This window comes from Pseudomonas sp. SIMBA_068, from assembly GCF_046534705.1.
GTDB classification, from domain to species: domain Bacteria; phylum Pseudomonadota; class Gammaproteobacteria; order Pseudomonadales; family Pseudomonadaceae; genus Aquipseudomonas; species Aquipseudomonas putida.
The window spans coordinates 1-234 of sequence record NZ_JAWRYI010001705.1; the positions used below are offsets into that span (position 1 = coordinate 1).

The 234-nt window shown below is 64.1% G+C and carries 1 pseudogene; it reads right to left on the minus strand.

Annotation, left to right across the window (positions count from 1 at the left end):
• Positions 1-234 (minus strand): annotated as a pseudogene (locus SB756_RS35560) (hypothetical protein); the annotation flags it as partial.

Genomic DNA, 234 nt, shown 5'->3' on the forward strand with positions numbered 1-234 from the left:
GGTTGGCCGATTGCGCGGTCGCCCGTCCGGTGACCGCCGCCGAGCTGTTGAAGCTCTGCAGGCGGATGTCGGAATAGCGCAATTCCACGTCAACCTCATAGCCCGGCCGATAATGCTCGTAGTCCAGCATCAAGGACCCGCCCAGCCCATAGGCATTGAGCGACCCTTTGTCGAGAAAGTCGATATCGCGGCCCGTCTGGCGGCCCACGTACCAACTGGCCGCGCGCAGGTCGC